This window comes from Centipeda flueggei ATCC 43531 (genome assembly GCF_000160695.1).
Lineage (GTDB): Bacteria > Bacillota > Negativicutes > Selenomonadales > Selenomonadaceae > Centipeda > Centipeda flueggei.
On sequence record NZ_GG694006.1, the window covers coordinates 933,173 to 960,079 of the forward strand.

At 57.9% G+C, this 26,907-nt stretch carries 29 protein-coding genes; 22 read left to right on the forward strand and 7 right to left on the reverse strand.

The window, feature by feature from the left end; all coding sequences use genetic code 11:
- Positions 1–66: 66 nt before the first annotated feature.
- From flgF to HMPREF0908_RS04480, 3 genes are all read right to left on the reverse strand, one after another.
- Entirely contained in the window at positions 67–867 is an 801-nt protein-coding gene (flgF, locus tag HMPREF0908_RS04470) for a flagellar basal-body rod protein FlgF (protein ID WP_006690252.1), read from the reverse strand.
- An 87-nt stretch (positions 868–954) separates the two neighbouring features.
- Complete coding sequence (gene mreB / locus HMPREF0908_RS04475) at positions 955–1,983, reverse strand: rod shape-determining protein (protein ID WP_006690253.1); 1,029 nt, start codon at positions 1,981–1,983, stop codon at positions 955–957.
- A 30-nt stretch (positions 1,984–2,013) separates the two neighbouring features.
- Entirely contained in the window at positions 2,014–2,487 is a 474-nt protein-coding gene (locus HMPREF0908_RS04480; RefSeq protein WP_006690254.1) for a hypothetical protein, read from the reverse strand.
- 359 nt (positions 2,488–2,846) lie between these two features.
- Between HMPREF0908_RS04480 and HMPREF0908_RS04485 the strand changes: the two genes are divergently transcribed.
- The 10 genes from HMPREF0908_RS04485 to HMPREF0908_RS04530 all read left to right on the forward strand — a co-directional run bounded on the left by HMPREF0908_RS04485 (position 2,847) and on the right by HMPREF0908_RS04530 (position 9,767).
- A complete protein-coding gene (locus HMPREF0908_RS04485) occupies positions 2,847–3,386 on the forward strand; it encodes a GNAT family N-acetyltransferase (protein ID WP_006690255.1) in 540 nt (179 codons plus the stop codon).
- Entirely contained in the window at positions 3,387–4,571 is a 1,185-nt protein-coding gene (locus HMPREF0908_RS04490) for a phosphopentomutase (protein WP_006690256.1), read from the forward strand.
- 19 nt (positions 4,572–4,590) lie between these two features.
- Positions 4,591–5,910, forward strand: a complete 1,320-nt coding sequence (locus tag HMPREF0908_RS04495; RefSeq protein WP_006690257.1) for a thymidine phosphorylase — start codon at positions 4,591–4,593, stop codon at positions 5,908–5,910.
- Entirely contained in the window at positions 5,903–6,310 is a 408-nt protein-coding gene (locus HMPREF0908_RS04500; RefSeq protein WP_006690258.1) for a cytidine deaminase, read from the forward strand. The genes HMPREF0908_RS04495 and HMPREF0908_RS04500 overlap by 8 nt, the downstream gene beginning before the upstream one ends.
- A complete protein-coding gene (locus HMPREF0908_RS04505) occupies positions 6,307–6,675 on the forward strand; it encodes a response regulator transcription factor (RefSeq protein WP_006690259.1) in 369 nt (122 codons plus the stop codon). Before HMPREF0908_RS04500 ends, HMPREF0908_RS04505 begins: the two co-directional genes overlap by 4 nt.
- Positions 6,672–7,136: a hypothetical protein gene (locus HMPREF0908_RS04510; RefSeq protein ID WP_006690260.1), complete on the forward strand. Its 465-nt coding sequence runs from the start codon at positions 6,672–6,674 to the stop codon at positions 7,134–7,136. Before HMPREF0908_RS04505 ends, HMPREF0908_RS04510 begins: the two co-directional genes overlap by 4 nt.
- Positions 7,137–7,216: 80 nt before the next feature.
- Complete coding sequence (locus HMPREF0908_RS04515; RefSeq protein ID WP_006690261.1) at positions 7,217–8,275, forward strand: mechanosensitive ion channel family protein; 1,059 nt, start codon at positions 7,217–7,219, stop codon at positions 8,273–8,275.
- Positions 8,276–8,559: 284 nt separating this feature from the next.
- Positions 8,560–8,844 carry an anaerobic ribonucleoside-triphosphate reductase gene (nrdD, locus tag HMPREF0908_RS04520; protein ID WP_006690262.1) on the forward strand — a complete coding sequence of 95 codons (285 nt, stop codon included), beginning with the start codon at positions 8,560–8,562 and terminating at the stop codon, positions 8,842–8,844.
- Positions 8,816–9,343 carry an anaerobic ribonucleoside-triphosphate reductase activating protein gene (gene nrdG / locus HMPREF0908_RS04525; RefSeq protein ID WP_006690263.1) on the forward strand — a complete coding sequence of 176 codons (528 nt, stop codon included), beginning with the start codon at positions 8,816–8,818 and terminating at the stop codon, positions 9,341–9,343. The genes nrdD and nrdG overlap by 29 nt, the downstream gene beginning before the upstream one ends.
- A 130-nt stretch (positions 9,344–9,473) precedes the next feature.
- The gene (locus HMPREF0908_RS04530) at positions 9,474–9,767 is read left to right on the forward strand and encodes a hypothetical protein (RefSeq protein ID WP_006690264.1); all 294 of its coding nucleotides are present in this window, start codon (positions 9,474–9,476) and stop codon (positions 9,765–9,767) included.
- A gap of 71 nt (positions 9,768–9,838) precedes the next feature.
- Here the strand turns inward: HMPREF0908_RS04530 and HMPREF0908_RS04535 are convergent, their stop codons facing one another.
- Positions 9,839–10,270, reverse strand: coding sequence for an EamA family transporter (locus HMPREF0908_RS04535; protein ID WP_006690265.1), 432 nt, complete (start codon positions 10,268–10,270; stop codon positions 9,839–9,841).
- Between the two features lie 273 nt (positions 10,271–10,543).
- On the opposite strand from HMPREF0908_RS04535, the gene HMPREF0908_RS04540 reads away from it, so the two are divergent.
- The 3 genes from HMPREF0908_RS04540 to holA are packed head-to-tail and all read left to right on the forward strand — an operon-like array spanning position 10,544 to position 12,704.
- Positions 10,544–11,041 (forward strand): N-acetyltransferase, encoded by a 498-nt coding sequence (locus HMPREF0908_RS04540; RefSeq protein WP_245522905.1) that lies wholly within the window; start codon positions 10,544–10,546, stop codon positions 11,039–11,041.
- The gene (locus HMPREF0908_RS04545) at positions 11,038–11,664 is read left to right on the forward strand and encodes an MBL fold metallo-hydrolase (protein WP_006690267.1); all 627 of its coding nucleotides are present in this window, start codon (positions 11,038–11,040) and stop codon (positions 11,662–11,664) included. The genes HMPREF0908_RS04540 and HMPREF0908_RS04545 overlap by 4 nt, the downstream gene beginning before the upstream one ends.
- On the forward strand, positions 11,661–12,704 hold the full coding sequence (holA, locus tag HMPREF0908_RS04550; RefSeq protein WP_006690268.1) for a DNA polymerase III subunit delta: 1,044 nt from the start codon (positions 11,661–11,663) through the stop codon (positions 12,702–12,704). The genes HMPREF0908_RS04545 and holA overlap by 4 nt, the downstream gene beginning before the upstream one ends.
- A 36-nt stretch (positions 12,705–12,740) precedes the next feature.
- On the opposite strand, the gene pflA is transcribed toward holA, so the two are convergent.
- From pflA to HMPREF0908_RS04565, 3 genes are all read right to left on the reverse strand, one after another.
- Positions 12,741–13,496 carry a pyruvate formate-lyase-activating protein gene (gene pflA / locus HMPREF0908_RS04555; protein WP_006690269.1) on the reverse strand — a complete coding sequence of 252 codons (756 nt, stop codon included), beginning with the start codon at positions 13,494–13,496 and terminating at the stop codon, positions 12,741–12,743.
- Positions 13,483–15,732 carry a formate C-acetyltransferase gene (gene pflB, locus HMPREF0908_RS04560; protein ID WP_006690270.1) on the reverse strand — a complete coding sequence of 750 codons (2,250 nt, stop codon included), beginning with the start codon at positions 15,730–15,732 and terminating at the stop codon, positions 13,483–13,485. The genes pflA and pflB overlap by 14 nt, the downstream gene beginning before the upstream one ends.
- A 286-nt stretch (positions 15,733–16,018) precedes the next feature.
- Positions 16,019–17,185 (reverse strand): MFS transporter, encoded by a 1,167-nt coding sequence (locus tag HMPREF0908_RS04565; RefSeq protein ID WP_006690271.1) that lies wholly within the window; start codon positions 17,183–17,185, stop codon positions 16,019–16,021.
- A gap of 112 nt (positions 17,186–17,297) precedes the next feature.
- On the opposite strand from HMPREF0908_RS04565, the gene HMPREF0908_RS04570 reads away from it, so the two are divergent.
- The 9 genes from HMPREF0908_RS04570 to HMPREF0908_RS04605 all read left to right on the forward strand — a co-directional run bounded on the left by HMPREF0908_RS04570 (position 17,298) and on the right by HMPREF0908_RS04605 (position 26,772).
- Positions 17,298–17,855 (forward strand): flavodoxin family protein, encoded by a 558-nt coding sequence (locus tag HMPREF0908_RS04570; protein ID WP_006690272.1) that lies wholly within the window; start codon positions 17,298–17,300, stop codon positions 17,853–17,855.
- Between the two features lie 84 nt (positions 17,856–17,939).
- Entirely contained in the window at positions 17,940–18,302 is a 363-nt protein-coding gene (locus tag HMPREF0908_RS04575) for a PTS glucitol/sorbitol transporter subunit IIA (protein ID WP_006690273.1), read from the forward strand.
- Positions 18,303–18,406: 104 nt separating this feature from the next.
- Complete coding sequence (locus tag HMPREF0908_RS04580; protein ID WP_040572418.1) at positions 18,407–18,775, forward strand: nitrous oxide-stimulated promoter family protein; 369 nt, start codon at positions 18,407–18,409, stop codon at positions 18,773–18,775.
- Positions 18,772–19,719, forward strand: coding sequence for an asparaginase (locus tag HMPREF0908_RS04585; protein WP_006690275.1), 948 nt, complete (start codon positions 18,772–18,774; stop codon positions 19,717–19,719). Before HMPREF0908_RS04580 ends, HMPREF0908_RS04585 begins: the two co-directional genes overlap by 4 nt.
- 399 nt (positions 19,720–20,118) lie before the next feature.
- Positions 20,119–21,192, forward strand: coding sequence for a TonB-dependent receptor plug domain-containing protein (locus tag HMPREF0908_RS11240; RefSeq protein ID WP_245522906.1), 1,074 nt, complete (start codon positions 20,119–20,121; stop codon positions 21,190–21,192).
- 38 nt (positions 21,193–21,230) lie between these two features.
- Positions 21,231–25,049 (forward strand): TonB-dependent receptor plug domain-containing protein, encoded by a 3,819-nt coding sequence (locus tag HMPREF0908_RS04590; protein ID WP_006690277.1) that lies wholly within the window; start codon positions 21,231–21,233, stop codon positions 25,047–25,049.
- A 276-nt stretch (positions 25,050–25,325) separates the two neighbouring features.
- Positions 25,326–26,258: an NAD(P)/FAD-dependent oxidoreductase gene (locus HMPREF0908_RS04595; RefSeq protein WP_006690278.1), complete on the forward strand. Its 933-nt coding sequence runs from the start codon at positions 25,326–25,328 to the stop codon at positions 26,256–26,258.
- Between the two features lie 36 nt (positions 26,259–26,294).
- Positions 26,295–26,525, forward strand: coding sequence for a glutaredoxin family protein (locus HMPREF0908_RS04600; protein ID WP_006690279.1), 231 nt, complete (start codon positions 26,295–26,297; stop codon positions 26,523–26,525).
- 10 nt (positions 26,526–26,535) lie between these two features.
- The gene (locus HMPREF0908_RS04605) at positions 26,536–26,772 is read left to right on the forward strand and encodes a glutaredoxin family protein (RefSeq protein ID WP_006690280.1); all 237 of its coding nucleotides are present in this window, start codon (positions 26,536–26,538) and stop codon (positions 26,770–26,772) included.
- Positions 26,773–26,907 lie beyond the last annotated feature (135 nt).

The window sequence follows — 26,907 nt, forward strand, 5'->3', positions numbered from 1 at the left end:
CCTCAATCGGGCAAAAAATCTGCGCCAATCTGAGAAACTGTTTGATCCGTGATCCCTTAAGTATTTTTAACTCGTGCGTCCAACATCGTTGACAGCCTTGTCGAGCAGTGTGTCCTGCGTCTGAACAGCCTTTGATCCCGCCTCATAGACGCGGTAGTTGTTGATGAGCTCGACCATCTCTGTGACAACGCTCGTATTCGACATCTCGAGCATCCCCTGCTCAATGACGCCGGTCGCCTGCTGCGGCTGTGCTCCCTGCTGGGGACGGTAGAGATTATCTCCCTGCTTGATCACCGCCTTCGGCTCGTCAAACTGGACAAAACCAAGCTGTGCGATCTGTCTTCCGTCCGAGTAGATGCGCCCATCGCTGGAAACCGTTACATGGTGTGCCGTCGCAGGAATTGTGATCGGCTGTCCCTGCGCGGAGAGCACCGCCTGCCCGCGCACGGTCTGAAGCTGCCCGGTCGAAGAACGATAGAAGCTTCCGTCGCGCGTGTAGCGCGGTCCCTGCGGCGTATCGACGACAAAGTATCCCTGCCCCGAGATGCCGAAGTCATACGTGTTCCCCGTTGCCTGGAGTGCCCCCTGCAGATGATCCGTCGCGATCTCGTCCACGGCGGAGCCCAGTCCAAGCGTGCCGACGATCGGTGCACCCGAACGGAGACGAAATCCCTTGAAGCTCGTCACATCTGTATCGGCCGAATGATCATTGATGCGGCGCAGCAGCATTGGCTCAAACTCGCGGATCGCCATATCATCCCGTTTGAACCCTGTTGTCGCGGCATTGGCGAGGTTGTTCGCAATCATATCCGTGTGCTTCGTCTCTGTAATCATGCCGGATGCGGCGATATAGAGCCCTCTCCACATAGCTGTCCCTCTTTTCCCGAATAAACTTATTCACTTGTATAGATTTCGCTGTAAACTTCATTTTTCCTTTATTTATTTCTCATTTTTTTACTTCTTCCGCCCAAATGACGTATTCGTTGCCTTGCCGTCAAATTTATCGAAAATATCGAGCGCCTTGCCGCAGCCAAGAGCAACACAGGACATGGGATCATCGGCAACAACGGTCGGTGTCCCCGTCTCCTGCTGGAGAAGCTCTGCCATGCCGTAAAGGAGTGCCCCGCCGCCTGTGAGGACAATGCCGCGGTCCATAATGTCTGCCGCCAGCTCAGGAGGAGTATCCTCAAGCACCTTTTTCACACAGTCCACAATGCGCATTACTGAAGGTTCAATCGCAGCAGATGCCTGTGCCGTGGAGATTGTGACATTTTTCGGCAGCCCCGAAAGGAGGTCGCGTCCCCGGATGTCCATCTGCTCACGTCGGGCTGCTGTATATGCTGCACCGACGCGGATCTTAATCTCCTCTGCCGAACGCTCGCCGATGAGCAGGTTGAACTCGCGTTTTACATAGTTAATAATATCTTCATCAAAGCTGTCCCCCGCCACGCGAATGCTCGCACTTGTGACAACACCGCCCAGGCTGATGACGGCGATGTCCGTTGTCCCGCCGCCGATGTCGATGACCATCGATCCCTGTGCCTCTACGATGTCAAGACCTGCGCCCATCGCTGCCGCAAGCGGCTCCTCGATCAGTTGGATATGGCGTGCACCCGCCTGCTCGGCGGCTTCCTGCACGGCGCGCTGCTCCACCATCGTCACCCCCGAGGGAATACAGATCATGATGCGCGGGCGAAAGACAATGCTGCGCCCAACCACCTTGTCGATGAAAAAGCGCAGCATGCTCTCTGTGATGTCATAGTCCGCAATCACGCCGCCGCGCAGCGGACGGATTGCAACGATATTGCCAGGGGTACGCCCGATCATCTGCCGAGCCTCTTCGCCGATGGCGAGCACCTGATTGGTATCACGGTTCACCGCCACAACTGAGGGTTCTTTGAGAACAACCCCTCTTCGTTTTACATAGACGAGCACGTTGGCCGTCCCCAGATCAATTCCTATGTCCATTGACATACCGAACATGTAAGGAAATCCCCCTAAATTCTTCGTTGATCAATCCTCTGTATCTTTGCGTTCTTCCTGTACCGGCACAGGAAGAACGGCCTGCCGAATCTCTCCGAGTGACTGTTCCAAGGAAGGCACATAGTTGTCCTGCAGCTCTTTGTCATCCCACTTGCACTGCTTCACATAGCTGAGGATGCCGTCGAGGAAGGACACAACCATCTCAGAGACATACGCCTGTGCAACTTCGTTTGCGGTCAAGTAAACTTCTCTGCTGCGCAGCTCAAACGCAATGCGGTCAATGTAGTGCTCCCCTTCGATCAGGTAGCCGAGCGCACGCAGACGAAGCCCAATCTCCCGCACGTTCGCAGCATCCTTCGCTGCCGCACTACGGTCAGCGGCAATCTTATCCACGGCCGCCCATGCCTCATCGCACAGTTCCCCCACGACATCGAGCGTCTTGTCGCGCGCACGTTTTTTCCGCCACAGCACATCGCGTACTGACAGCTTCTTTTGCTCTCCCATAGTCACCCCCGCTTTCACTTCTCTCTATAGTTCTCTTATTATATGTGTTTCCCTCGTCATCGTCAATCTATAATCTTCAGCGCACGGATAAATTCAGTCCAACGCCCCAATGGCACAAGTGTCATAAGAAAGATTTGCATTTGTCCTCCGCTTCCATGTAAAATAAAAGGACAGGAAGCACTGATCCATTCGGCACCGCCATCTTAGCGCATCTTTTTGCCCGTACTTCGGCGGCCCCCCTCCGCAGAGCATCTCTCTGCATCCGGTCCCCCCTCGTCGGACGAAAAAATCTGCGCCAATCCGACGGACTTCATTTGATCAGTGATTCCTACAGGTTTCAGACGATATGGGAGGATATTATGCCCAACACACTAAAATGCGGATCACGACTGCTCCTGCGCCGCGCCGCAGAGGCAGACATTGACTTCATCTGCGCACTGCAGGAGGAGGCAGATAACAGAGACTACATCGTCCCGTTCTCGCGCGACGATCACGCGACGATCATCGCACAGGCAAAGGCAGCCCTGGATATCATCGTCGAAGAACGCGAAGGCGGCGCGCGTGTCGGCTACCTCCACGTCGGCGGACTGCTTCTCCCTTCCAAAGAGCAGGAGTGGACGCACGTCATCATCGCAAAGAAGGGCTGCGGCTATGGGCATGAGGCGATGAAACTGCTGAAGGCGTGGGCATTCGAGGACTGCGGTGCACATCGCGCGTGGCTCGACTGCAAGGACTACAATGCACGTGCCCTCCATCTCTACGAAAGCGAGGGCATGATACGCGAGGCGCTCATCCGCGAGACGATTCTCTATCGCGGTGCCTATGAGAATCTCGTGATTCTCGGCATTCTCGACCGTGAATATCACGCGCGCAAGCGCGCAGGATTGGAAGGAGCATAAATGATGGAACACAAGATCAACCGCGTTTTTCTCATCGTCCTCGACAGCTTTGGCTGCGGTGCGGCCCCCGATGCAGCGGACTTCGGCGATGCCGCTACGTGCAATACGCTCCGCTCCGTCACAGAGAGCGGTGCGTTTCCGGCAAAAAACCTCACACAGCTGGGCATCTACAACATCGACGGTGTGGGGACGGGCGTGCCCATCGCCGCCCCCATCGGTGCACACGCACGTCTGCGCGAGCTCTCACGCGGCAAGGACACAACCATCGGGCATTGGGAAATGGCGGGCATCGTGAGCAGCGAGCCCCTGCCGACCTACCCCGACGGCTTCCCGACCGAGGTGATCGAACGCCTTGAAGCGGCATTCGGACGAAAGATTCTCTGCAACAAGCCCTACTCCGGCACGGCAGTCATCCATGACTACGGAAAAGAGCACGAGGAAACAGGAGCTCTCATTGTCTACACCTCTGCCGACAGCGTGCTTCAGATTGCAGCGCATGAGAATCACGTCTCCGTAGAACAGCTCTATGATTACTGCAAAAAGGCGCGTGCCGTCATGCAGGGAAAACATGGCGTTGGGCGCGTCATCGCGCGCCCTTTTGTCGGGACATACCCGAACTATACGCGCACACCGCGCCGCCATGATTTCTCGCTCGATCCGACAGGCGACACCGTCCTCGACGCATTAAAGCGATGCGGTGACGACGTGATCGGCGTCGGCAAGATCTCCGATATCTTCGGCGGGCGCGGTCTCACACGCTCACTCGGCGTAAATGAGAACAACGCCGACGGCATGGCAAAGACCTCCGCCCTTCTCCGTGAGGACTTCACAGGGCTTGCCTTCATCAACCTCGTCGACGGTGACATGGTCTACGGGCATCGCCGCGATACAGCAGGCTATGCGCGCGCGATGCAGGAGTTCGACGACTGGCTCACGGACTTCCTCCCCGCCCTGCGTGAGGACGATGTGCTGATGATTACGGCAGACCATGGCTGCGACCCTGGTGCGGCAGGCACGGATCACACGCGTGAATACATACCGCTCCTCATCTACGGCGCACAGATTGCCCCCGTCAACCTCGGCACCTATCCGACCTTCGCCATGATCGGCGCAAGTATCGCCGACCTCTTCAATGCCCCTCTCACAACAAAGGGCGAGAGTTTCCTTCCGCGTATTTTGAAATAGAGGAAACAGGAGCTTTCCCATGAATATGTACGACATCATCACCAAGAAAAAACGCGGCGATGCGCTCACGCGGGAGGAAATCACCTACTGGATCAATGGCTATGTCGCAGGAGAGATTCCCGACTACCAAGTTGCGGCACTCCTCATGGCGATTTGCTTTCGCGGCATGACGTCTGCCGAGACCGCTGCACTCACAGCCGTCATGGCGGCATCGGGTGACCGCATCGACCTCTCCGCCATCCCCGGGCGCAAGATCGACAAGCACTCAACGGGCGGTGTCGGCGACAAGACCACGCTCATTGTCAGCCCCATTGTTGCGGCGTGCGGCTGCTATGCTCCAAAGATGTCGGGGCGCGGCCTCGGGCACACAGGCGGCACGGTGGATAAACTGGAATCCATCCCGGGCTTTCGCACAAACCTCTCGCCCGAGGAGTTCCGCGCCGTCCTGATGGACTGCCATACGAGCCTCATCGCGCAGGCGGGCACACTTGCACGTGCGGACAAACTCCTTTACGCCCTGCGTGACGTAACGGCAACCGTCGACAGCATCCCGCTCATCGCCTCCTCCATCATGAGCAAAAAGCTCGCCTCAGGCGCAGATGCCGTTCTCCTCGATGTCAAGACGGGCCGCGGCGCGTTCATGAAAACGGAAGAGGAGGCACGTGCTCTCGCTGAGACCATGACGGCCATCGGCAAAGCGGCAGATTTTCCCACAGCCGCCCTCCTCACAAACATGGAGCAGCCGCTCGGCCGTGCCGTCGGCAACAGCCTTGAGGTGACGGAAGCGGTCAGCGTTCTGCGCGGCGCAGGTCCGGATGACCTGCGCGAAATTTCACTTACCCTTGCGGCAGGGATGCTCCGTCTTGCGGACGGTGCCCCCCTTGCGGCGTGCCGTGCACGCGCTGAGCGTGCCGTCGAGAGCGGTGCGGCATTCGACGTGCTCGTACGCATGACCCGTGCGCAGGGCGGAGATCCCGCCGTTTTGGACGACGCATCAAAATTCCCGCAGGCACGTGCATCGCGCGTGATACACGCCGAACGCAGCGGCTTCCTCACACGGCTCGACGCGGAGGCCGTCGGACGTGCTGCTGTTCTGCTCGGGGCGGGACGCACAGCGAAGGACGCGCCCATCGATCCTGCGGCAGGTATCCTCCTGCACAAAAAATGCGGTGACGCCGTTCGATGCGGTGATCCTCTCGCCACCCTCTACGCGGCATCGGAGGAGCTGCTGGAAGTAGGAGAGGAACGCCTTGCCGCCGCCATCAGCATCCGCGCGGAAAACGTGCCGCCGATGCCGTACATCTATGGCTATATCGACGCGGAGGGATGGCATGACTGACCGTGAACTCATCGCGCGTGCCGCCGCCGCACGCGAGCGCGCTTATGCTCCATACTCCGGCTTTTCCGTCGGGGCGGCGCTCCTCACCGAGAACGGCAATGTGTACGAGGGCGTCAACGTCGAGAACGCCTCCTATCCCGTTGGGATCTGCGCCGAGCGCGCCGCCATCGCGGCGGCAGTCAGCTGCGGAGAGCGGCATTTTGCAGCACTCGCCGTCATCGCGGACAGCCCCGGCGTCTGTGTTCCCTGCGGCATGTGCCGCCAGATGCTTGTGGAGTTCCCCCTGCGCCGCATCCTGCTTGCGAACACGGCGGGCACAGTACGCGTCATGACCCCGGCCGAGCTGCTCCCCTGTGCTTTTGGAGCGGAGGCACTGCCCGGCAAAGGAGGACAACGATGAAATTCCTCATCGTTGACGACTCGCGCCTTGTACGCATGAAGCTCAAAGCGGAGCTCTGCGACCGCGGGCACAGCGTCATCGAGGCGCGGGACGGGGAGGAGGCACTCACACGCGCCGCAGCGGATGCCCCCGATGCGGTATTTCTCGACCTCATTCTGCCAAAACACGACGGCATCAGCGTACTGCGCCGTCTGCACGCAGCGCGGCCGCAGCTGCCTGTCACCGTCCTCTCCGCTGCTGCCTCGGAGGAGAACATCGCCGCTGCAGAAGAGTGCGGCGCACTTCTTTTTATCCGAAAGCCCTATGCTGACAGCGAGATCAGTGCGGCCATCAGCAAAATGCAGCGACGGCGGGAATCATTATGAACGCACTGTGCACAGACTACATGGAGCGCTTTCTCGCAGGGCTGTCCGACTGCGCACACATCGCAGCAGCGATAACACAGGAGCGCGAAATTCCGTTCTGCATCACCATCTCACAGCGCCTCACGATGGACAGCAGTCCGCTCATCGTCGGCGTTGCCGCTTCATTTGATGCCTTCTGCGCTGTCGCCTCAGGGTACAGTGGTATTGCACTCAGCGGCATGGACGACCTTGTCGTCGATGCTGTGTCTGAATGGTTCAACGTCATCAACGGACATTTCTCCTCGCGGATGCGTGAGCACGGCACTGCTGTCTCCATCATTGACCCGCCGCATCATTATCACGGCACTGCCGTCCCGAGCAGTCCGCTGTTCGACATCACCGCCGCGTGTTCGGCAGGAATCCTGCGCATCATGGGCGCGCAGGACGAATTTCTTCCGGTGCGGAAAGGTACCGTTCGCTGAGTTCTTTCCCTACAGAAAATCCTGTTCTTTTTCATTGAAAGGAGTTTTTCCTGTTGACTTTATTCTCCTCTTTTGATGCCATGGCGCTGATCGAGCTGCTCATCGTCCCGACCTGCATCGTCCTCGGCGCACTCACGGTCGGCATCATCGCCGACCGCCTCATCCGCCGCTACATTCGCCACCATCTGGCGGTCGATGAGAGCACGTGGAAATACGTCTTGATCCGCTCCATGCACGGCGTGCCGATCTTCTTCAGCTTCATCATCGGTCTCTACTGGGCGATCGATGCCGTGGAGATCTCACCGACCCTGACGAAAATGCTGTCCTATGTGCTCTTCACAAGCAACGTCATCTCCATCACCCGCGTCATTGCGCGCACAGTTGACGGCGTTGTCACCATGTACTTCGAACGGACAAACAAGGAGCTCCCGAAAACCACCCTGCTCAACACCATCCTCATCGGCGTTATCTACGTCATGGGTGTCCTCGTCATTCTCCAGTACTACGGCATCTCCATCGCCCCGATCCTCACTGCTGCCGGTGTCGGCGGCATGGCGGTCGCCCTCGCTCTGCAGGAGACGCTTGCGAACATCTTTGCGGGACTGCACCTCATCCTCTCAAAGCAGATCCGCATCGGCGACTACATCCGTCTCGGCACGGGCGAGGAGGGGCGCGTCACCGACATCACGTGGCGCTTTACCACCATCGTCCCGCTCGGAGCAAGCAATACCGTCGTCATTCCGAACAAGACCATCGCAGGTGCGAACATCACAAACTTCAGCATGCCCACGCGCAGCCTCAACATTACGGTTCCCGTCGGGGTGTCCTACGACAGCGACCTCGAGACTGTTGAGCGCGTCACCATCGAGACGGCAAAGGAGGTGCTCGCACGCGTCGATCACAATCCCGATGCCAAGCCGCTCGTGCGCTACACGGACTTTGGCGAGTCCTCCATCGACTTCCTCGCCATTCTGCCCTCAAGCCAATTCGATCAGCAGGGGCTCATCATCCACGATTTCATCAAGGCGCTCACCGAACGCTACCGCATCGAGGGCATCGACATCCCCTACCCCATCCGTACCCTCATTCAGGAAGAGGATCTCCCTCCCGCGGAGGTTCCTGCACCGACGAAATCATAAACCATTTTATCTCCTTTTATCCACAGAATGCACAGGTTTTGCCTAGAAAAACTGTGGATAACTCAATCCCATGATCATGGCCTCCGCCCCCTGTGATCATGGGATTTTTCTCCAAAATCCCGGGTGCTTCCAAAATATCCCTGTTGATAACTATGTGCACAAACAACTATATATAGATTTCCTGTTGACGTCCACCTACTAGATGTTGTATAATCCTTCTCGTAGCGGATAGAAACCGCACATACCAAAAACAGCCGCCGCAGCGCGGAAAAGGAGAATGAAGCATGATCGTCAACGACATCAACGTCACCGTCAACGGACTTTCGGACATCACCCCGCACGAGGTCGAAAATTACATTGCCTACATTGAGGGGCAGACCAACGAAAAGCTCGACCGACTCTCCATCACGGGAGCGGATGACGGCCGCGTCACCCTCGGCTACGAGATGCGTCAGCCAAAGTTCGAGCGCATCCGCCGCATCACAGGCTATCTCGTCGGTACAACGGATCGCTGGAACAACGCAAAGCAGGCGGAAGAACATGAGCGTGTCAAACACGGACTCCACTGAGATCCGCATTGCAGGGATTGCTCGCGACTCCATCGTCGACGGCGAGGGGATCCGGCTGACCGTCTTTACCCAAGGCTGCCCGCGCCGCTGTCCCGGCTGTCACAACCCTGACACACAGCCGATGGACGGCGGACGGATCACCACTGTTGATGCGGTGCTCCAAGACCTCGATGCCAATCCACTTCTCACAGGGCTCACCCTCAGCGGCGGTGAGCCCTTTCTGCAGCCAGCGGCACTGCTTCCTCTTGCACGCGCAGCGCACGAACGCGGTCTCGATGTCTGGAGCTACACAGGCTACACACTGGAGGAACTGCGTGCACAGAAGAGTCCTGCCGTGGATGCCCTCCTCGACGAACTCGATGTCCTCGTCGACGGCGACTATCGTGAGGAGGAACGCGACCTCACGCTGCATTTTCGCGGCTCGCGCAACCAGCGCGTCATCGACCTCGCCGCAACGCGCGCCACAGGAAGGCTGACGCTGCTGTATACAGATGAATAACGGACATACAAAAGCCCCCGCATGAGAGCAAGATGCTTCCACGCGGGGTATTTCATACAAAAATATTGCAATTCCTCCAAAACTTGCTATGATGGACGGGAGAGAATAAATTTATTGGGAGGAAGAAATTATGGCAGCAAAGACAACACGAGCGCAAAACCTGAAAAAGGCACAGGATTTTGCCCTGAGCATCGATGCGACCACAGAGATCGGAATGCTCGAGATCTCAGCAACACAGGCGATCCGCGTCTCGATCATCCGCTCACGTGGGCGGCGCTACACCGCCATCACGCCATTCTGGCGCAAGAAGAGCGACGATATGTGGAAGCCAAAGGCACCCGTTTGGATTCCCGTGCAGCACACGGGAGAAATCGCGGACTACTTGGCACGTGCCGCAGAAAAGATTCACAAAAAGGATGCATAAAGCCCCCCCACATGTACAAAATCGGCATGTGGGGGTCTTTCTGTGTGAAACACGAAGATGGGTGATATTTCTCAAGGAAAAATCGCCAGCAGGAGCCCCCCCGCCGCGATCAGGACGATGGCGAGGCCGTGCAGAATGCTGATCTTTTCGCCAAAGATCACCACAGCAAGCACAACGGCAAAGACGACACTCAGCTTGTCGATCGGTGCGACCTGTGAGACAGCGCCCTCCTTTAGTGCCATGAAGTAGAAGAGCCACGAGAGCGCGCCCGCGATGCCGCTGAGCGCGACAAAGCCGAGTGCCTTCGTGTCGGCGAAGACCTGCGGCAGGCTGCCCGCATGTCCCTCGGCGATGACCACGCCGATGAGGAACAGTGCCATAATGACGGCGCGCACCGCCGTCGCGGCACTGCTTTCGAGCCCCGCAAGCCCAACCTTGCCGAAGATCGAGACAAACGCCGCGCACAGCGCCGAGAGCAGTGCATAGATGAGCCATAAGCGCATGGATTTCCCCTCCCTGCGAGGAATTTAAGGAATCTCTGATAAAACAGTCTCTCAGATTGGCGTAGATTTTTTCCGATGGAGGCAGCAAACCGAACGCACAGCAGAAGCTATGCGGAGGATTTGCCGACACAGGGCGAAAAAGATGGACGAAGACGACGGTGCTGAATTGATCCCTGCTTCCTTAACCTTGACAGTATAGCACACATCGACAAACATGGCTTTCAAAATCCCTCCCGATCGTGTAAAATAAGGGAAAATATGGGAGGAAATTTCATGATACGACAGGCAGCAGTACAGGACATCCCGGAGATGCTGCGCATCTACGATGCAGCACGCGCCGCGATGCGCGCGGCGGGCAACCCAACGCAGTGGAGCGGCGGCTATCCCGCAGAGAAGCTCCTCCGCGCGGACATCGCGCGCGGCGTGAGCTACGTTCTCCACGATGCGGGCGCTGCTCCCTACGCCGCCTTTGTCCTCATCGCGGGTGATGACCCGACCTACGCGCACATCGAGAACGGGGCGTGGCGTGACGATACGCCGTACGCCACGCTCCACCGCGTGGGCAGCGACGGCTCGCACCGCGGTACATTCCGCGCCATATTGGACTTTGCACGCACGCAGCACAGTCATCTGCGCGCCGATACGCACGAGGACAATTATCCCATGCAGCATCTGCTGTGCGCGGGCGGCTTCGTCTTCTGCGGCACGATCTATGTCGCGGACGGCACCCCGCGCCGTGCCTACGAATGGACAAAGGAGTCTCACCCATGATCGAATGCGTCACCGTCGGCGATATGATCCCGACCAATTCCTATTTCTACATCGACGACGCGTCAAAGCACGGCTTTCTCATCGACGCGGGCGCGGAGGGCGGTCGACTCGCCGCACACGCCGCAGAGCGCGGCTGGACGATCGAGCGGCTGCTCCTCACACACTGCCATTTCGACCATATCGGCGGCGTGGACGACTTCCGCGCGTGCATCCCCTGCTCCGTCTGCGCTGCCGAGGAGAGCCCGCGCTACTGCAGCGACCCGAACTGGAACCTCTCGACTTGGGGCGGCGCACCCATAACCCTTGCGAATGTGGAGACGTTCGCCGACGGCACACACATCGTACTCACGGCGAATCCCGCGATGTCGCTTGAGGTGCGCTGTACGCCGGGCCATACGGCGGACTCCTGCATCTTTTACAGCGCACACGACGGCATCGCGTTCGTCGGCGACACGATCTTTTTCGCGAGCGTCGGGCGCACAGACTTCCCGGGCGGCGACACGTCGGCACTCTGGGAGAGCATTCGGACGCAGGTCTTTACCCTGCCGCCCGATACAGTGCTCTACTCGGGGCACACGGAGCCGACGACGGTCGGCGATGAGCTGGCACGCTATCGCCGATGAACGATCATGAGTTTATGGCGTCGCTCGCACAGGGCACGCCGCCGCAGATCTACCTCCTCGCCGGGGAGGAACCGTACTACATCCGCCGCGCAGAGGAGGCGATCCTGCGCCGTCTCCTGCCCGATGCCGCCGAGCGCGCAGATGCGCTCATCCGCTATGAGGAGATGCCCGCCATCGACGCGCTGGCCGAGTCACTGGAGACCGCACCTTTTTTCACGGACAAGATCGTCGTCCTCGTCCATGACGCCGCCGTCTTTCGCGCGGGGAAAAAGGCGGCGGAGGGCGATACACCTGCGCCGAAGGACGCTGCGGCGGAGCGTTTGCTCTCCCTACTGACGAACCTCCTGCCGACAACCTATGTCGTGTTTACCCTCAATGCAAAGCCTGACAAGCGGCGCAAACTCTATCAGGCGGTGCAGAAGGCGGGGCGCATTCTCGAGAGCGAACTCGTGCGCCCGTGGAACGTCGAGGGATGGCTGAACGAGCGTCTGCGCGAGATGGGACGCTCCATGCAGCGCGAGGCGCGCACATTCTTTCTAAACGTCGTCGGCATGATGCAGACGATCTCACTGGAGTTTCTCGACCGACAGCTGGAAAAGCTCACGCTCTACACTGACAACAAACAGTTCACGGAGGCGGATCTGCGCGCGGCGTTCTCGGAGATGCCCGAGGTCTCCGTCTTTGCGCTCATGGATGCCATCAGCGCGCGCGACGTGCGGCGCGCCATGGATCTCCTCGCTCGCTGCCGCGCGGACGGCGTGCACTTTACCGTGCTCCTCGCACTCCTCGTGCGCCACGTCCGCCAGCTCTGGCAGGCGAAGCGCCTTCTCATGAATGGTACGCCCCCGAAGGGACTCGGCAAGGTTATGGGGCTCCACCCCTTTATTGCAGAGAAGCTCGGAGGACATGCAAAGGCATTCTCCGAGGCCACGCTTGAGCACGCCGTCCTCGCCCTCGCCGATGCCGACTACCTCCTCAAGACGGGACAAGCAGGAGATGAATTGTTGGAGGATGCCCTGATACGACTGTGCCGAAAATAGTAAACGAAAAGAGAGGCATGATGCCTCTCTTTTCGTTTACCGTAAATATCCTCTATACTCCCCCACGCGCAGGATCTCCTCCGCGCGGGCAATCTCCTCCGCCGTCGGTGCGGGTGTGTCCCCGAGCCGATACGGCAGGCGCAGCTCCTCGTACTTGTGACGTGCCATCGCGTGATAGGGCAGCACCTCCACGCGGTCAACCGTTTTTAGTCCTGCGATAAAGGCCGAGAGACGGCGAAGATCCTCCTCCCCCGTCGTCCATCCCGGCACGAGTACATGGCGAATCCACATCCGTTTGCCGCGCTCCGAGAGAAATTGGGCAAGCGCGAGCGCACTCTCGTTCGATGTCCCCGTGAGCGCCCGATGCTTTGCATCGTCGATTTGCTTCAGATCGAGCAGGAACAAATCACTGAGCGGCAGCAACGTTTCAAATGCGCTAAAAAACGGTTCGTCATAGGTGAACGGCTCGCCCGCCGTGTCGATGACGGTGTTCACGCCCTTTTCCTTTGCAAGGCGAAACAGCTCCGTCACGAATTCAAGCTGCAGCAGCGGCTCGCCGCCGCTCACCGTGATCCCGCCCGTCCGCTTCCAGTACGGGCGATACCGCCACGCCTGTCGAAAGATCTCCTCTGCCGTCGCCTCATAACCGCCCTCCCGCTCCCATGTCTCGGGGTTGTGGCAGTACTGACAGCGATAACGGCAGCCCTGCACAAAGACGATGAAGCGGATGCCCGGCCCGTCGACCGAGCCGAAGCTCTCCGTCGTGCTGATTCTGCCTTTACATATGCTCATGGAAGGTACGCGAAATCACATCCTGCTGCTGTTCGCGCGTCAGACTGATGAACTTGACGGCATAGCCCGAGACGCGGATGGTAAAGTTCGCATAGGCGGGATCCTCGGGATGCTCCATGATATGCTCGAGAGTCTCGCGCCCAAACACATTTACGTTCAGATGGTGCGCCCCCTGATCGAAGTAGCCGTCCATCGCACTCACAAGGTTCTGCACGCGCTCGTCCTCGTTGTGTCCGAGCGAGGCTGGTGTCATGCTCTGCGTATTCGAGATGCCGTCGAGTGCCCAGTGGTACGGCAGCTTTGCCACGGAGTTGAGCGAGGCAAGCAGCCCGCAGCACTCCGCGCCGTAGCTCGGGTTTGCACCCGGCGCAAGCGGCGTCCATGCCCTTCGTCCGTCCGGCATCGCGCCCGTGTACTTGCCGTAGACGACGTTCGACGTGATCGTGAGGATCGAGGTCGTCGGTTCGGAATGACGGTAGGTGTGGCGCGCCTTGATCTTCGAGAGGAAGGTCTTGAGCACCCACTTTGCGATCTCGTCCGCGCGGTCGTCGTCGTTGCCGTAGCGCGGGAAGTCGCCCTCGACCTCGTAGTCCACAACGATGCGGTCATTGTAGATCGGCTTTACTTTCGCGTACTTGATCGCGGAAAGCGAGTCAACAACATGCGAGAAGCCCGCAATGCCCGTTGCGAACGTGCGGCGCACATCCGTGTCGATGAGCGCCATCTCGGCCGCCTCGTAGTAATACTTGTCGTGCATATACTGAATGATGTTCAGCGCGTTCACGTAGACGTGCGCGAGCCAGTCCATCATGCGCTCATACTTGATGATGACGTTGTCATATTCGAGGTACTCCGTGCGGATCGGGCGGTAGGCAGGACCGACCTGCACGCCGCTCTTTTCGTCCATACCGCCGTTGATCGCGTAGAGGAGACACTTTGCAAGGTTCGCACGCGCACCGAAGAACTGCATCTCCTTGCCCGTCTGCGTCGCCGACACGCAGCAGCAGATCGAGTAATCATCGCCCCACTCGGGCTTCATCACATCGTCGTTCTCGTACTGGATCGAGCTTGTACGGATGGAGATGCGCGCCGCATAGTTCTTGAACGTCTCGGGCAGGCGCGAGGAATAGAGGACGGTGAGATTCGGCTCGGGGGAGGGGCCCATGTTCTCAAGCGTATGAAGGAAGCGGAAGTCATTCTTCGTGACCATGTGGCGGCCGTCCATGCCGATGCCCGCCATCTCAAGCGTCGCCCAGATCGGATCGCCTGAGAACAGCTCGTTGTAGGACGTGATGCGTGCGAACTTCACCATACGGAACTTCAGCACAAGGTGGTCGATCAGCTCCTGCGCCTCTTCCTCGGAGAGGAGGCCGCGTGCGAGATCACGCTGAATGTAGATGTCGAGGAAGGTCGAGATGCGTCCGACGCTCATCGCTGCGCCGTTCTGCGTCTTGATCGCCGCGAGGTAGCCGAAATAGAGCCACTGCACTGCCTCGCGTGCATTCTGCGCCGGCTGCGCGATGTCGAAGCCGTAGCTCGCCGCCATCTCCTTCATGCCCTTCAGCGCACGAATCTGCTCCGCGACCTCCTCGCGCTGACGGATCACATCGTCGCTCATGATGCCGTCGCCATAGTTCAGGAGATCCTCCTGCTTGAACGCGATGAGATGATCGATGCCGTAGAGCGCGACGCGGCGGTAATCGCCCACGATGCGCCCACGCCCGTAGGTGTCGGGCAGTCCCGTGATGATGTGGCTGCGGCGTGCCGCGCGGATCTCGTCCGTATACGCATCAAAAACTGCCTGATTGTGCGTCTTATGGTACTTTGTAAAGATCTCGTGAAGCTTCGGGCTGACCTTGTAGCCGTAGTTCTCAAGAGCCTCCTCCGCCATGCGGATGCCGCCGTACGGCATAAATGCCTGTTTCAGCGGTTTGTCTGTCTGGAGACCGACCACCTTTTCAAGGTCTTTATGTGCGGGATCGATATAGCCCGGGCCGTATGCCGTCAGCCCCGAAACGACCTCCGTCTCCATGTCGAGAACGCCGCCCTTGGCACGTTCCTCCTTCTGGAGTTCCTGCACGCGTGCCCACAGACGATTCGTCGCATCCGTCGGCGGCGCAAGGAAGGACTCGTCGCCGTCATACGGTGTATAGTTGCGCTGGATGAAGTCACGGACATTGACCTCCTCCTGCCACACGCCGCCTGTGAATCCATCCCAATGTTTGCTGTGCAGCATAATATACCTCCTGTTATTTATTATTGAGAAAATCCCTCATTCGGTACTTTTATGATACTTGAATCACATTCACTTTTCAATATCTTTCAGAAGATAAACGATATCAATATTTTTCATGAAAATCATAAAAAAATCATATAGGTTCTGCAGGAAAAAAGACAGACAGCATCCGCCGTGCAAATTTCCCGACGCAGGCAGTTGTATGCCTGCCCCACGAAAGGCTGCTGCGGAGTATCGTCGCCGTCCACTATGGCCGCAGCATTCCTCATGAGCTCATAAGATAGAGCTATTCCCGCTCCGACCCCGGCTCCGGTGTCACGAATGCGAGAAGAGCCGCCAGCGGCAGTGCGATGACAGAGACGAGGAGCGCAGGCGCGAGCCCGATGTGGTCGCCGAGTGCCGCCGTCGCCGCGACACCAAGGCTGCCGAGGCCAAACGACATGCCGAGCATCATCCCCGACGCCATGCCCGCATTCTCGGGGAGCGCCTGCTGTGCCCAGATAATCGAGCTCGGCTGCGGTGCCATCAGCATAAATCCTGCGGCAAAGAGCAGGATGCCGCCCACGATGTCTGCACTAACATGAGTGAAGTAGTAGGCGCATGGAAGAATCCCGAGGAGGAGCGCCCCCACGATGATTCTGCGCCCCGAAAGCACATCGGCGAGGTTGCCGCCGACGAGACCGCCGATCATGCCGCCGACCATGAAGATCGTGAGGAACAGCCCCGCCGCGTGCGTATCCTCGCCGCTGCTGACGAGGAGGAGCGGGAGGAACGTCCCGAATGCACCGTGCGTCCAGCAGCGCAGCCCCATCGCAAGGTTCAGTGTGATCGTCGTACGGGCAAAGAGGACGTGCGAGAGCTTCGACGGATGGGCAGGGGCGTGTTCGGGCAGGGTGGAGACGGCACAGAGCCCCGAGCGCAGAAACAACGCAGCGATCAGGATCGTCGGAAGAATCAGAAGCGGCAGAGCACGCAGCGGAAAACAGTCGAGAAAAGCGACGAGAATCAGCGGGACAAACGCCATGCCCGCGTTCCCCCCTGCGATGAAGTAACTCATCATCCCGTTTCCGCGCCCCTCTGCCGCCGTACGTCCGACGAGCATCGAGGAGAGCGGATGGTAGGCCGCGACCGCGACCCCCGTCACGGCGACGACGAGGAAGAGGAGCGCCGTATACGGTACGTACCCCACCAGACACACGGGGACAGCAGTGGCAGGCACGAGCCATGGGAGAAGCGGGCTGAAGTTCCGTCGATCCATCACGCAGCCGATGACGGGCTGGAGCATATTCGTCGTCACCGATGAGACCATGACGAGCACGCCGCACATCGTCAGGGACAGGCCGAACCGCGTCATGAGAAGCGGGAGGAGGATGGGCAGGAAGTTTCCATAGAAGTCCACCATCCCATGTCCCGTCGAGAGCAGTGCTGCCGCATGACGTATCTCATATTTCATCTCATAGCCTCCTGTGATTGATTTCCTTGCACAATACGCAAAAGTGTGCTGTAATAATTCCAACAGCTATCATTCTAGCAAACTGCAGGGAAATGTAAAGGAGTATCGTCACATGAGAAAATGGGCTGTCATCTATTCGTCCGCCTCCGGCAACACCAAAACAATTGCCGAGGAGATTGCCGATACGGCAGGAGCTGACCTCTTCCCCATCCAGAACGCACCAATGGATCTCTCCGCCTACGAGGTCGTCGCCCTCGGCTACTGGATAAGGCGCGGCGCGCCTGACGACCGCATGAAGGCATACCTGCCGCAGGTCGCAGATGCACGCATCGTCTTCTTCCAGACCCACGGAACGGACGTCGGCTCAGAGCACGCCGTCACTTCATTCGCGCGTGCCGCCTACCTCCTCGGGGAAGGCTGTGAAATCCTCGGCACATTCTCCGCGCAGGGAAAGCTCGCGCCTGCCCTCATCGAGCGTCGAAAGAAATCCGACCCCGACGATACCCACAACAGTCCTGAAGCACAGAAGCGCTGGGTACGTGCTGCGGAGCATCCAAACGAAGAGGACCGCGCCGCGGCGCGTGAATTCGTCCACAAAATGGAGCACAAAATGGATCTGCTGGAGAAATTTTTGAAGGCACAGGAAGCGAAGAAGCACGCACACGGATAAGTACACAGCGGAACTCTCTTGCCATTCCCCACACAAAGGAGTAAGATAAGCGTAGGATTAGTGTCATAAAGGGGGAGATTTTCTATGAAGTACACCGTCACATTCACCGCCATCGGAAATTTTGCGCTCCAACTGCTGAAGAACCGGCGCAGCCTCATCATCTTTGACAAGGACGTGCATTACTCCTATGAGGACGTGGTCATCTCACATACGAAGGGAACACTGAATGCTGATATCTGTGCAGGGGATCGTCTCGTTATCGCAGAACGCACCTATACGGTCTCGGACGTCGGCGAGGATGCAAATGCGAACCTGCGCGAAAGCGGGCACGTCACCCTTCGCTTTGTCGAGGAAAGCAGTGAAGCCATTGTCCAGCCCGGCGAAATTCTCCTCGTCGGCAGCGGACTGCCGCGCATCATGGTCGGTGATACCCTCACGATCGAGTAGCAGAATGATTGCCCCTATCCGCAAAATAACACAGCAAAAAGCAGCCGGCACTTGCGCCCGTGCGCAAGTGCCGGCTGCTTTCATTCGTACACAACGGAGGAATGATGAATACAGAGAAGAAACGACACCTCGAAATGGAGGTCATGGAGACGATCATCGGCATCTACTGCCGCGGTAAGCACCACGCAGATCGCTGTGCCGCGGCGGCAGGCGAACCCGCACTCTGTCCCGACTGCCGCCGTCTCCTCACCTACGCCCGCAGCCGCATCACGGCGTGCCCGCGCATGGAGGTAAAGTCGTTCTGCTCCGCCTGCCCCGTCCACTGCTACAGTCACGAGATGCGGGAGAAAGTCCGCGAGGTGATGCGCTGGAGTGGCCCTCGGATGCTCCTGCATCACCCGCTCATGACTCTGCACCACATGTGGATTGACTACCGTTCACGACATCGCGGGAAAAAGGAGCAGCATCCATGAAAAAAATTCTGCTGATCGCCACGGGCGGTACCATCGCTTCACGGGAAACGGAGCACGGTCTGCGTCCCGCACTCTCCGCAGGCGACCTGCGCGCTGCGATGGGCGTGAAAGACGCCGCTGTGGAGACGCTCGACCTCCTCTCCCTCGACTCAACCAATATCACCCCGACGCACTGGGAGCGCATCGCCCAGTGCGTCGCAGGCCGCCGTCAGGCACACGACGGCATCATCATCACCCACGGCACGGATACGATGGCATACACCGCCGCCGCTCTCTATTATATGCTCGAACACATCGCCTGCCCCGTCGTTCTTACGGGGGCACAGCGCCCCCTCGGGATGGAGGGCTCGGATGCAGAGGCCAATCTGCGCCTCGCCGCACGCGCAGCTCTCAGTGGACACAGCGGCGTCATGATCGCATTCGGCGGACGAATCATCCACGGCAACGCCGCAAAAAAGATTCACTCCCGCGCCGATGATGCCTTCCGCAGCATCGGACGCGCAGAAATCGATCTCAACGAGGCGCCCATCCCCCCATCCGCACCCTTTCACCTGAACGAAACGCTCGAACGGCGCGTTGCTGTCCTGCGCCTCTACCCCGGGATGTCCCCCGACGCCGTCACATCCTGCATTCGGAACGGATGCCGCGGCATCATCATCGAAGGCTACGGCCTTGGCAGCGTCCCCACGGGCGATGCGGAGGAAAGCTTTCTCCCTGCCCTGCAGCTGGCATACGAAGCAGGATGCACGGTTGTTCTCACGACACAATGCATCGATGGCGGTGCGGACATCCGCCGCTACGAGGTTGGCGTACGTGCGGCAGAGCTCGGTGTACTCTCGGGCGGCAGTCTCCCCATCGAGGCACTCTACGCACTCCTCATGCAGCGTCTCGCCGAACAGCCCGAAGGAAGGCCGCTGAGATCGCTGGAAAGCATTGCACAGTGACACAGAACAACCTCCGAAAAGAAGCAGGGATAAATCCAGTGTGCACCTCTCGACGCATTTTTTCCTGAACCATAAGAAAAGACCATGCCGATCTGATGGATTTCATTGGATCAGCAGTTCCTAAAGAATCGCCCAAATATGAATTCATATGGGTGATTCTTTTTATATGATTTTACCTTTATATGTTTCATCTAGATTAAAAATTCAAAAAACATTATTTTTATACTTGTAATGAATCTCGTTCGCCTTTATAATGTCTACGCACGAATCAAATTCGATTATCATTTTCATTTATGCGGTTCCGTTTTTCTCCGAAAAATGTATGCCGCCACTTTTTCTCCATGCGCAGCATCATCCGGAGGACACGTGATATCAGCGAATTTCCCAAAGGAGGACGACATGACCCGAACGAGGAGCCGACGCTCCCTGCAGCTGCTCTCATACGCCATCACAGCATGGCTCACATTCCCGGCCTATACAGCACACGCCGAAGAAGGTCCCCCGCCGAACGAGACGCGGGTATCAACCGACGACATCTATGTGACAGCAAATGCCGCACAGGAAGAAGCCAAGGTCGAGTCTCAGCAGAAAACCATCATCACAAAGGAGGACATTGAAAAGAAGCAGGCAAAATCCGTCGAGGACATCATCTTCAGTGAGACCGGTGTATCGCGCACAGTCGATGCAATGGGACGCGTCGGCATCTCCATCCGTGGAGCAGAGCCGCGCCATACACTGATTCTCGTTGACGGGCAGCCCGTTCTCGGCGATCTCGCGAAGTACTCTGGCGCAGCCGATGAAGTCATGCGCCTCGGCACGGAGAACGTCGAGCGCATCGAGATTATCCAGGGAGCAGCAAGCTCAAAGTACGGGTCGGACGCCATCGGCGGTGTGGTGAACATCATTACCAAGAAAGCCGCAAAGGAGCCGAATATCCGGTTTAATTGGGAAGGACTGACGCGAAAGGGCGATGACGGCGTCCCGTTCTCCAATTTCTTCCTGCGTGCCGATGCGGGACAGCGCGGCAAACTGCGGGTCGGATTCTCCAGGAGCAAACGCGAGGTGATGCCTGTCTATGCGAGCGTCCATCGGCAGAAGGTTTCGCCGGACGCGCCGTGGTACGGAGCGCACGACTGGAAACCGACGGCGCTGCGCTACTATGGGGACACATCGACGGCAGGGCTTGTCGGCACCTACGAGCCGGACAAGAAGAACACGTTTGATTTCCGTCTCGACCACTATACGGAGGATCTCATCCGCGATGTCAAGCGCACGGACTCCGAGATGGAGCCGCAGCAGCACTTTAAGCGCGTCGCTGACCGCAATGCATACAACCTCAGCTGGAACGGCTATAACAACATCAGTGACTGGAAGGTCGAGCTGAACTCCACCAACATCAAGGAGGACAGTGTCTCCCTCATCAACTACGAGGGAAAGAATGCCTATGAAGGAAAAATGAGCTTCGCTACGTAGACAATGTTGACCATCGCCAGTTTGACCTCAAGGCGACGATGAATACCCAGCTCGGCGAGAAGCACCTTCTCACCTACGGCTTCGGCATCTCACGCGAGTCCGGCGAGGGCAGCCGTCTCAAGAGCTCGCCGAACACCTCCACGCGCCGCATCGATCCGTGGGACTATGACAAGAGTCTGCTCGTTGATAAGCAGGATCGCCTGATTCGCGGCGACGACCAGACGAACTACGTATGGTCGCACATCCACGACTACAAATTCACGGGCTATGACCGTGGTGTCCCGCAGTGGGATAAAGACTACGAATACTATCATTATGACAGAAATACGCCCGGCTCCGTAAAGCCGGGCATCACCTACGAGGACTTTACCGCATTTGACCTGAAGCGCGGCGACCTCACCCAGGATTGGCGGGGGCATTTAATGGTCGGCGGATCACACGACATCACAGATATCGCACGTCCCCATCTGAAAGCCGACTATGATGCCCTCAAAGCGCAGCTGCGCGCACAGAATCCGGGGCATCCGCTGACGGGCAGCATTGTCGCGGACTATTTCGTCTACGGCATTCAGCATCGTGCCGACGCACCAAAGCTGAACGGGAAAGCCTTTATGGAAGAGTACTGGGACCGCGACCAGCGCATCACCGTCGGCAGCGGAATCATCGATAAGCAGAATTTTTTCGTCGGTGATACATGGCAGATATCGAAGGACACCATGCTCTTTCCCATCCTGCGCATCGACAGGAGCAGTCTGTTCGGGGCGAATCTCTCCGGGAGCATCGGCGTGACGCACAACGTCGGCGGGAATCCGCACCGCCGTTTGAAAGCGAACATCGGCACGAGCTATGCCGAACCCGGCATGGGTGAACTGTGGTACAACTGGGAGATGTACGGAAGCAATCCGGTCGGCATCGGCGTTGCGAAGATGGGCTGGTGGTGGGCGGGCAATCCCGATCTAAAGCCCGAGACCGCCGTCAACATCGACGCAAGCATCGAGGGCGAGACCAAGAACACATACGCGCGTATCGGCATTTTCCACAACCGTATCCGCAACTACATGTCGGTCTACTTCACGGGGAAACTCATGGACTTTGCCCCGGGGCTCAATGAGTCGCAGAAATGGATGCGCGCGCCCGACATGATCTACAGCTTCAAGAACATCGGCAAAGCGGAGATCACGGGTCTCGAAGCAGAGGTACGGCGTAAAATCGGTCCGCATTTCAGCACCAAACTCGGCTACACCTATCTCCACGCGATCAATAAGTCCGACCCGCTCATGCCAAAGCGCCTGCTCGATCGGCCGACGCATAAGCTCGACATCGGCATCAGCTACGAGGATAAGAAAACGGGCTGGTCGGCCCAGCTCTGGGGTGACTACTACATCAAGATGCTCGACAGCAACACCCTCGCCAACCGCGCCAACTACTATCCGGACATTCTCGAAGGAAATGCCGCCGTCTTTGCCAACAAAGCCTATCAGGAAAAGAGCTTCGGCATCTGGAATCTCATGGTGCAAAAGAAATTGAGCGAGGATGCCATGGTCTATCTCGGGGTGAACAACATCTTCAACCACCGCGACGACGACCGTGCAGCGCAGGAGCGCGTCTTCCGCATCGGAGCAAACTTCGCCTTTGACACAGCGGGGACAAAAAAGAGTCTCCTCACGAACGGCAGGACGGAAATGGGTCCGGAAGAGCAGGCCGTGCTCAAGCGCTTCATCGCACGCCCCTTTGACACGACGAAGGCCGCCGGCATCACCTTCTTCGGCGACTGGCAGCTGCGCTTTAACGCCCATGGCGGCACAAACCGACCGAAATCCACCTATACGGAGACCTCCTCCATCCACGAGGATGCCGTACGGAACCTGCGGGACGAAAATGAGCACAGTGCTGAGCAGCGCATCCGTATCGGTGCAGATGCACGCATGGGGAAGAATACGAATATCCGCATCCTCGGCAGTCTTTCCGGAAACGGGGGCATCGAGCCTGCCTACAGCATCTCAAGCAGCAGAGGGTTGGGAAAACAGCAGCTCGATGAGGTCGATATCACCCGTCATACGAAGAAATGGGATCTTTCCCTCGGACGTCTGACGGAGCCGATGGGTGCGACAGGCTACTGGTTCGGCCAGACATTCGACGGTATCCGCGGCGTCTTTACGGGAAGGACATCCCAGCTCCGTCTCGGGTTTGGTACATTCAGGCATTCGACCGGCATCTCGGACACGGCGTACACCCGCATCACCCATCAGACCTTTTACCGTCCGCCGACCATCGTCGAGTTCCTCGGCATCAACTACGCCGATTGGCCGACGGACTTCGACGAATCCGTCCGCCAGTCCACCGCGGAGTACAACGCCGCCAAGGCGGCAGGGGACACCGACCGCATCAATCATCTCTACTTTTATCAGCAGCTCAAAGATGCCGAAGATCGGGGGGCAAGCCTCGACGAGAAAACCGCCATCATCAAGCGTATGTACGACACAGTCAAAACCGCCTACGGCGCGGATATGGCGCAGCACCAGCTCAACCTTGACCCGGGCGGTGCCAGCGGGGCTGCGGCATTCTACGAGGTGGAAGATTCGCACGGGAACAAGAGTTTCCTCAAGGTAGAAGACAGCGCCATGGATTATTCCAGTGACATCTCTCCTTGGGACACGGAGGAAGACAAGGCCTATAAACGGGATGTCAATCGGACGCTCGCGTTCTCCTTGGCGGACGACTCCGCACTGCGGACGGACGACTCTTACATCCGGTCACGCGCAGCAGATATCGCCGCCGCATACAATAAGATCGCCGAGCACGGGGTCGCCTCCGAATTTAACGATTATGCCAATGGTACATGGCCGACGGATCGCTGGCAGCGCTCAGGAGATACGTGGACAAAGATACCGGGGTCTTCTGCTCCCGTAACAGGTTATACCCGCACCGGAAGAGTCTTTTTGGCGCAGAAAACGGGAACGGATACCTATGCAAACGGACTGAATCCCACACAGAGTCTCTATCAAAACAATTATGTAACGCCCTCCGGATCCGCAAGCAGCGAATACGGCCTGACGCTGAACCAAGTTGGCTATGAATATCTGCGTGCCATACAAAAACTCGTCGAGGCATCGGAAGGCGGCAGCAAGCTGCCGCGTGAGGCACTGGGCAAGGTTGTCGGCAATCTTATCCCGGCCGAAGGAAACGTCGTCGTGCGCGACAGCATCCCGCCGATCGACAAGGCAGTTTTCCTCCAGTACCGCAGGGAAGTGACGCCGCGCCTCGGTGTTGCCGCATGGTATCTGCGCTCCGTCGCAGGCAGGAACTATGCCGTCCAGACAGCCAACAGACAGGGCAGCGATACACACGACTTCCGTCAGCTCGCCAACGTCATCGGCATCGGTGCACAATGGCAGCTCGGTGCGCAGACGTGCGTTTCTTTCGACTATGGGCGGAATATGAGTGCATTCGGACAGTATATGAACGGTACGACACAGTTCGATCACCGTCCGCGCACAGACGTATTCATCCCGCGCGGACACAGCGCCGGCAGTGCCCCGACGTTCTACGTCCTGCGCCTCGACATCGGCGCATCCGACACGACGCGCCCCGGCTCATGGAACGCATTCATTGACTACAAGCACTTTGAGCACGGATCCTTCTTCGGAGGAAACGGCACAGGGTATCTTCCCGACCGCTATCTCGACGGCATCGAGAGCTTCTCCATCGGCGGCGGCTACGTCCCCGCCCAGAACTGGCTTGTCGAGCTGTTTTACACATTCGCGGCAAAGAGCACGAACCGCCGTGACACAATACACGGATCGGAGAACTTCCGCCTCGGAAACTATGCACGCGTACAGGTGACGCATAAATTCTAGTCTCCTAAAAAAAATTGAAAATTTTTCTCAAATACCTATTGATTTTCTTTCTCACATGTGCTATATTCTATACAAGCTTTCGTTGAGGAAACATCCTCGGATGTTTCCAAAGCTCTCCTAAAATATAATACACAGCAAAGATAGTCCACAGTGGAGTGTGGGCTATTTTTGTGTCATCTTTTAACAATGACTCTCCAAAAAACAGAAATCCCCTATTGACAGCCATGCTATAATAAATCAAAAGGTCAATATCGTGGATCACAGGGAGATGAAGCTATGGCAAAAGAACATATCGAAAAGGATATTATCATCATCGGTGCCGGCATGGCGGGGCTGACTGCCGCCCTCTATGCGGGGCGCATGAATCTCAGGACGCTCGTCCTCGAGAACGCGCTCGTCGGTGGTCAGATCGCCACGGCGGCGGATATTGAGAACTTCCCGGGCTTCGAGCGCGTGAGCGGGATGGAGCTGATCGGCACGCTCGAAAAGCAGGCGATGAATTTCGGTGCGGAGATCGACGAGTTCGACCGCATTGAGCGCGTCGATCTAAAGAGCACGCCGAAGATTGTGGAGACCGAAACACGCGTCTACGAGACGCCCGTCGTCATCATTGCCTCAGGCATGAACCGCCGCAAGCTCCCCCTGCCGCAGGAGCCTCACTACTTCAATCGCGGTGTGCACTACTGCCATATGTGCGATGGGCACACGTATCAGGGCAAGGTGATCTCCGTCATGGGCGGCGGCAACGCGGCGGTCGATGCAGCGAACTTCCTCACGAAGTACGCCAAGCATCTCTACCTCATCCACCGCTCCCAGCTGCGCGCGGATAAGGCCTCACAGGATGCGCTCTATGCCAATCCAAAGGTGACGGTCATGCTCGAGACGGAGATCACACATCTGAATGGCGAGGATCGCCTCACGTCCGTCGATCTCCTGCACAAGGATACGGGCGCGAAGGAGACACTGCCGGTCGATGCGATTTTCGTCAACATCGGCGTTATCCCGAATACGGAGCTTTTCAAGGGGCAGCTTGCCCTCACGGAGGCGGGCTACATCCCGGCGGGTGAGGACTGCCGCACGGAGATCCCGGGGGTCTTCGCCGCCGGCGATATCCGCGTCAAGGAGATCCACCAGCTGACGACCGCCGCCGCCGACGGCACGACCGCCGCCCTCCACGCGGAGAAGTATCTCGCGGCTTTGAAGAAGTAATGAACGATTTGATAGAAACAACAAGGAGGAATTCCCATGATTCAGGTTTTCTCGTTCGACGCGTGCCCGTGGTGCACGAAGGCAAAGAAGTATCTCGACAAGAAGGGCGTCGCCTACAAGGTGCGCGACATTGAGAAGGAGCCCGCCGCCTACGACGAGCTCGTGAAGCTCACGGGCGAGGCTGCATGCCCCGTCATCCTCGCCGACAACGGAGAGTACGTGCGCGGCTTTGATCAGCCCGCCATCGACAAGCTCATCGGCGCATAAGGAGGGCTTCATGGTAAAGGTCTACTCCATCACGGTCTGTCCGTGGTGCTCCAAAGTAAAACGCTATCTGAAATATCGCGGCATTCCCTATGAGGAGCATAACATCGAGCACGACCCTGCCGCCCTTGCGGAGTGCAAGGTGCTCTCCGGCGACACTATCGTTCCCGTGACGACGGCGGACGGCAAGGACTTCGCCCTCAGCTATGACCGCGAGAAATTGGACAAGATCCTCGGAATCACAGGATAAACAAGATAAGCAAAGACGACGGATGCAGGAAATTGCATCCGTTTTTTATTTTTTCACACTTGCCAAACGCTTCTAATAGGATTAAAATAAAAGTGCATTGATATTTTATTTGAACGGGAACCGTTTTCTCGGTTT

What these genes read in the sequence shown, in the direction of transcription:
- flgF (WP_006690252.1), bottom strand. Translation starts at nt 867, where the DNA reads ATGTGGAGAGGGCTCTATATCGCCGCATCCGGCATGATTACAGAGACG.
- mreB (WP_006690253.1), bottom strand. Translation starts at nt 1,983, where the DNA reads ATGTTCGGTATGTCAATGGACATAGGAATTGATCTGGGGACGGCCAAC.
- HMPREF0908_RS04480 (WP_006690254.1), bottom strand. Translation starts at nt 2,487, where the DNA reads ATGGGAGAGCAAAAGAAGCTGTCAGTACGCGATGTGCTGTGGCGGAAA.
- HMPREF0908_RS04485 (WP_006690255.1), top strand. Translation starts at nt 2,847, where the DNA reads ATGCCCAACACACTAAAATGCGGATCACGACTGCTCCTGCGCCGCGCC.
- HMPREF0908_RS04490 (WP_006690256.1), top strand. Translation starts at nt 3,387, where the DNA reads ATGATGGAACACAAGATCAACCGCGTTTTTCTCATCGTCCTCGACAGC.
- HMPREF0908_RS04495 (WP_006690257.1), top strand. Translation starts at nt 4,591, where the DNA reads ATGAATATGTACGACATCATCACCAAGAAAAAACGCGGCGATGCGCTC.
- HMPREF0908_RS04500 (WP_006690258.1), top strand. Translation starts at nt 5,903, where the DNA reads ATGACTGACCGTGAACTCATCGCGCGTGCCGCCGCCGCACGCGAGCGC.
- HMPREF0908_RS04505 (WP_006690259.1), top strand. Translation starts at nt 6,307, where the DNA reads ATGAAATTCCTCATCGTTGACGACTCGCGCCTTGTACGCATGAAGCTC.
- HMPREF0908_RS04510 (WP_006690260.1), top strand. Translation starts at nt 6,672, where the DNA reads ATGAACGCACTGTGCACAGACTACATGGAGCGCTTTCTCGCAGGGCTG.
- HMPREF0908_RS04515 (WP_006690261.1), top strand. Translation starts at nt 7,217, where the DNA reads ATGGCGCTGATCGAGCTGCTCATCGTCCCGACCTGCATCGTCCTCGGC.
- nrdD (WP_006690262.1), top strand. Translation starts at nt 8,560, where the DNA reads ATGATCGTCAACGACATCAACGTCACCGTCAACGGACTTTCGGACATC.
- nrdG (WP_006690263.1), top strand. Translation starts at nt 8,816, where the DNA reads ATGAGCGTGTCAAACACGGACTCCACTGAGATCCGCATTGCAGGGATT.
- HMPREF0908_RS04530 (WP_006690264.1), top strand. Translation starts at nt 9,474, where the DNA reads ATGGCAGCAAAGACAACACGAGCGCAAAACCTGAAAAAGGCACAGGAT.
- HMPREF0908_RS04535 (WP_006690265.1), bottom strand. Translation starts at nt 10,270, where the DNA reads ATGCGCTTATGGCTCATCTATGCACTGCTCTCGGCGCTGTGCGCGGCG.
- HMPREF0908_RS04540 (WP_245522905.1), top strand. Translation starts at nt 10,544, where the DNA reads ATGATACGACAGGCAGCAGTACAGGACATCCCGGAGATGCTGCGCATC.
- HMPREF0908_RS04545 (WP_006690267.1), top strand. Translation starts at nt 11,038, where the DNA reads ATGATCGAATGCGTCACCGTCGGCGATATGATCCCGACCAATTCCTAT.
- holA (WP_006690268.1), top strand. Translation starts at nt 11,661, where the DNA reads ATGAACGATCATGAGTTTATGGCGTCGCTCGCACAGGGCACGCCGCCG.
- pflA (WP_006690269.1), bottom strand. Translation starts at nt 13,496, where the DNA reads ATGAGCATATGTAAAGGCAGAATCAGCACGACGGAGAGCTTCGGCTCG.
- pflB (WP_006690270.1), bottom strand. Translation starts at nt 15,732, where the DNA reads ATGCTGCACAGCAAACATTGGGATGGATTCACAGGCGGCGTGTGGCAG.
- HMPREF0908_RS04565 (WP_006690271.1), bottom strand. Translation starts at nt 17,185, where the DNA reads ATGAAATATGAGATACGTCATGCGGCAGCACTGCTCTCGACGGGACAT.
- HMPREF0908_RS04570 (WP_006690272.1), top strand. Translation starts at nt 17,298, where the DNA reads ATGAGAAAATGGGCTGTCATCTATTCGTCCGCCTCCGGCAACACCAAA.
- HMPREF0908_RS04575 (WP_006690273.1), top strand. Translation starts at nt 17,940, where the DNA reads ATGAAGTACACCGTCACATTCACCGCCATCGGAAATTTTGCGCTCCAA.
- HMPREF0908_RS04580 (WP_040572418.1), top strand. Translation starts at nt 18,407, where the DNA reads ATGAATACAGAGAAGAAACGACACCTCGAAATGGAGGTCATGGAGACG.
- HMPREF0908_RS04585 (WP_006690275.1), top strand. Translation starts at nt 18,772, where the DNA reads ATGAAAAAAATTCTGCTGATCGCCACGGGCGGTACCATCGCTTCACGG.
- HMPREF0908_RS11240 (WP_245522906.1), top strand. Translation starts at nt 20,119, where the DNA reads ATGACCCGAACGAGGAGCCGACGCTCCCTGCAGCTGCTCTCATACGCC.
- HMPREF0908_RS04590 (WP_006690277.1), top strand. Translation starts at nt 21,231, where the DNA reads ATGAATACCCAGCTCGGCGAGAAGCACCTTCTCACCTACGGCTTCGGC.
- HMPREF0908_RS04595 (WP_006690278.1), top strand. Translation starts at nt 25,326, where the DNA reads ATGGCAAAAGAACATATCGAAAAGGATATTATCATCATCGGTGCCGGC.
- HMPREF0908_RS04600 (WP_006690279.1), top strand. Translation starts at nt 26,295, where the DNA reads ATGATTCAGGTTTTCTCGTTCGACGCGTGCCCGTGGTGCACGAAGGCA.
- HMPREF0908_RS04605 (WP_006690280.1), top strand. Translation starts at nt 26,536, where the DNA reads ATGGTAAAGGTCTACTCCATCACGGTCTGTCCGTGGTGCTCCAAAGTA.